We start from the raw sequence: 3,517 nt of genomic DNA, 5'->3' as shown, positions 1-3,517 counted from the left end.
TCGCTTCCTCCAGACCCTGCCGTTGCCAACAACGCCCTTGCGATTCGGATTGTCTTCCCCCTGATCGGGGCGACACCTGTTTCTTGCAACAGGCCGGGTTTGCCAGCTCCGCTGGGCAAACCAAAAAAATGGCCTCCCATGTATCGGGAGGCCATTTTCTATGCTGTTTTCATACAGTATGAGTGCCCCTATTTTCAAAAGGACGGGGATGTCTCTGGGGTAGAAACCAGACCCATCCCCGCGAGAAAATCACAGAAATTCCTGTGCTGGCGGTGGGATAACCGATGGTCAGTGGTTCACCACCCTGCCTCCTTTGGAAAGGACTCCATGTTTGAGATTGTCAATCAGCATCGGAATCCTTCTTATTCGCCGAAAGGCCACCACCAGCGCTTTTTACCGCGGTCGGAACCGTCGGCATCCTGCCCCGCAGGCCTGTTGCTCCCTTTTCCGGCAGCCTTATCCTCGTCCATCACGCGATCCCGATCGCGATCCCTGTCCCGGTCAGCATCCCTGTCGTCCGATCCGCCCGCGGCTTTTTCTTTGGCCTTTTCCTTCACTTTGTCCTTCGGTTCGGCCACGTCATGCAACCGCTCGCGGTCACGATCCATGTTCTTCAGAGACTCCTTATCGCCCTTGCCGGCCTTGTCCTTGATTTTTTCCTTGTCCATTTTCATGTCGCGGGAACCGGCATGCTCTTCACTGCGGGCATGTTCTTCAGCCTGCTCGGCACGACGCTCACCGGCGCGCTCAAGACCTCGGGTGGCGCCCTCCATCGACTGCCGATTGGAAGGGGACTCTTCCCATCCTCCGCCACCGCCCTGACCGCCACCACGACCGGCCCGTACCGGGGTTGCGGCAAACGCCACCAGTGCCAACACCAGAGCCACGTACCCAAAATGCCTGAACATTACAAACCTCCTTTGGGAAAAGATACTCTTTCCTCATTATTGTAAACTTCCAGCACCGACATGCAAACGGATAAAATTAACTGTCGGGTCCTTTCATCTCTGCTATAATCCCCTGCGGCTCTCACAGGGGCCCATCAACACGAAAAAGAGTTGCCCATGACCAAAGACGCCCTGTTTTCCCGACCGCAGAAGCCGGTACCCCCCTTCGAGTTCAATGCTTCGGTGGTGCAGGTGTTTGATGACATGATCAGCCGTTCGGTGCCCTGCTATCGGGAACTGATCTGCCGCCAGGCTCAGCTGGCCGCCCATTATTATCGATCCGGAACACGCATATACGATCTCGGCTGCTCCACCGGCAACCTGGAGCTGGCCATCGGTGCGTCCATGAAAGAAGGCGATCAGTCCTTTACCCTGATCGGTGTGGATAATTCCGAGCCGATGATCAGGGTCTGCCGGGAACGCATGGAAAAGTTGCCGCAGGGAGCACACATTGATCTGAGTTGCAGCGACATCCGCGAGGTTGAGATGAGCAACGCCTCGGTGGTGATCCTCAACCTGACCCTGCAGTTTATTCCACCGGATGACCGCCGCAAACTGCTGAGCCGTATCCACAGGGCGCTGGTGCCAGGCGGAATATTGCTATTGACGGAGAAGACCGTGCATGCCCACCTCGGACTCAGCCAGATGCAGCAAAATTTTTATTACCGGCTGAAGGCTGAAAACGGCTATTCGGAAATGGAAATCAGCCAAAAGCGCGAAGCGCTGGAAAATGTTCTGATCCCGGAAACCGTTGAATCGCACCTGGAAAGGCTGACGCGGGTCGGCTTCAAAGCTGTCGATATCTGGCTTAAATGGTTCAACTTTGCCAGCTTTATCGCCCTGAAGGATGCTTTATGATCGACCTGCTGAACGCCGCTGTCCATGCCATTGGCCCGGGCCCCTGGCAGCCGTCGCTGCAGGAACTGATCGCGGCAAAAGGACACTATCTGGCGTGTATCGACGGCAATGTACGGCGGCTGAGCAAACTCATGGCGCAGGTACCGGGCATCCGACCCTCCGAAATTTCGATCGAAGACGGCCGGATCGTTATCGGCACAAAAGAAGATGTTTCGGAGGATGAGCGCAAAGCTCTGTTCGATATTCTCATGGGGTTTCGACCCTGGCGCAAGGGACCGTTTCGCATCTTCGGCATCGACATCGATACGGAATGGCGCTCCGATCTCAAATGGGCACGCATCGCACCCCACATGGCCTCGCTTCCCGACCGGCGGGTCCTGGATATCGGCTGCAGTTGCGGCTACTATCTGATGCGCATGGCCGACGCCGCCCCCCGGCTGGCCCTCGGCCTGGAACCGTACCCGCCGCTGTTCTGCCAGTATGTGCTGTTGCAGCACTGGATGCAGCTACCGCGCGTGCATTGCCTGCCGCTCAAACTGGAGGAGATGCCGCCCATGGATGGCTACTTCGACACGGTCTTTCATATGGGGGTCCTCTATCACCAGCGGTCGCCCCACGACGCCCTCAAACAATTGGCTTCGCTGCTGCGTAGCGGCGGCGAGCTGATGCTGGAGACACTGGTCCTCGATGGCGATGAAGACCTGGCCCTGTGCCCCCGTGATCGCTACGCCAAAATGCGCAACGTCTTCTTTTTGCCGACCGTGCCGTGTCTGGAAGCCTGGCTGGCCAGAGCCGGTTTTAAAAATATCCGCTGCATCGACCGTACCTGGACCACCACAGAGGAACAACGCCCCACATCCTGGGTGAATACGGAATCGCTGCCCGATTTCCTCACTCCCGGCGATCCGGCCAAAACCGTCGAAGGCTACCAGGCGCCCCTGCGGGCGGCAATCGTCGCCACCCGGTCTTGACATGCCTCCGGCATCCTCATAACCTCTTTTGGAACCGTACCAATTTTTTTAAGGAGGACAGCATGCCGATTATCACTCTCACCATTTCCCCCCGCAGTCCGGAAGTCAAGGAACAACTGATCGCCAGATTGACCGAAGCCGCAGCCGGAGCGACCGGCATTCCGGCCGAAAAATTCATCGTCGTTATCGATGAAAACCCCATCGAAAACATCGGTGTCGGCGGAGTGCCCCTGAACAAGCTGACCCGGTAAATAAATGGCTGACGATTTTACCGGGGCGACCGCGGCGCGCGCGGAATAAAACCACGCACCGCTCGACATTTCTGTATGAGTAAAGAGGGGCGGGAAAACCGTTTCGGATTTTCCGGCATTTTTCCGCAGCTCTGCGCACTCTTCAGCAGCTGATTTTTATCCTTCGAAATACACGCGAGGTAACCATGAAGAAATCTCTCGGCCCCAACACCCTGGCACAGCCGACCCCCGTATGGCTGGTCGGCACCTTCGATGAAGCCGGCCAGCCCAACCTGGCGACGGTCGCCTGGGGCGGCATCTGCTGCTCCAAACCACCCTGCGTTTCCGTGGCGTTGCGTCCCGCTACCCACAGCCATGACAGCATCCTCGACCGCAAGGCCTTTACCGTCAATGTCGCTACCGAAGGCTTTGCACGGCAAGCAGACTTCTGCGGCATCGCCTCCGGCCGCGATACCGACAAATTCGCCGCCACCGGCCTGACCCCGGTCAA

5 protein-coding genes are annotated in these 3,517 nt (G+C 57.5%); 4 read left to right on the top strand and 1 reads right to left on the bottom strand.

Features of this window, described 5'->3' with window-relative positions; all coding sequences use genetic code 11:
* Nucleotides 1–362 precede the first annotated feature (362 nt).
* A complete protein-coding gene (locus AB7E65_RS11150) occupies nucleotides 363–908 on the bottom strand; it encodes a hypothetical protein (protein WP_072286518.1) in 546 nt (181 codons plus the stop codon).
* Nucleotides 909–1,064: 156 nt separating this feature from the next.
* Here AB7E65_RS11150 and cmoA point away from each other — a divergent pair, with 156 nt between their 5' ends.
* The 4 genes from cmoA to AB7E65_RS11130 all read left to right on the top strand — a co-directional run.
* Nucleotides 1,065–1,805 carry a carboxy-S-adenosyl-L-methionine synthase CmoA gene (gene cmoA / locus AB7E65_RS11145; protein ID WP_320361006.1) on the top strand — a complete coding sequence of 247 codons (741 nt, stop codon included), beginning with the start codon at nucleotides 1,065–1,067 and terminating at the stop codon, nucleotides 1,803–1,805.
* Entirely contained in the window at nucleotides 1,802–2,776 is a 975-nt protein-coding gene (cmoB, locus tag AB7E65_RS11140; protein WP_428745918.1) for a tRNA 5-methoxyuridine(34)/uridine 5-oxyacetic acid(34) synthase CmoB, read from the top strand. The genes cmoA and cmoB overlap by 4 nt, the downstream gene beginning before the upstream one ends.
* Entirely contained in the window at nucleotides 2,773–3,027 is a 255-nt protein-coding gene (dmpI, locus tag AB7E65_RS11135) for a 4-oxalocrotonate tautomerase DmpI (RefSeq protein ID WP_268807515.1), read from the top strand. Before cmoB ends, dmpI begins: the two co-directional genes overlap by 4 nt.
* A 185-nt stretch (nucleotides 3,028–3,212) precedes the next feature.
* The coding region (locus tag AB7E65_RS11130) for a flavin reductase family protein (protein ID WP_428745917.1) at nucleotides 3,213–3,517 on the top strand (305 nt) is incomplete at its 3' end.

Source organism: Syntrophotalea sp., from assembly GCF_050253115.1.
Lineage (GTDB): Bacteria > Desulfobacterota > Desulfuromonadia > Desulfuromonadales > Syntrophotaleaceae > Syntrophotalea > Syntrophotalea acetylenica.
The sequence above is the reverse complement of the archived record's forward strand: the minus strand, read 5'-3'. Positions and strand labels throughout refer to the sequence as shown.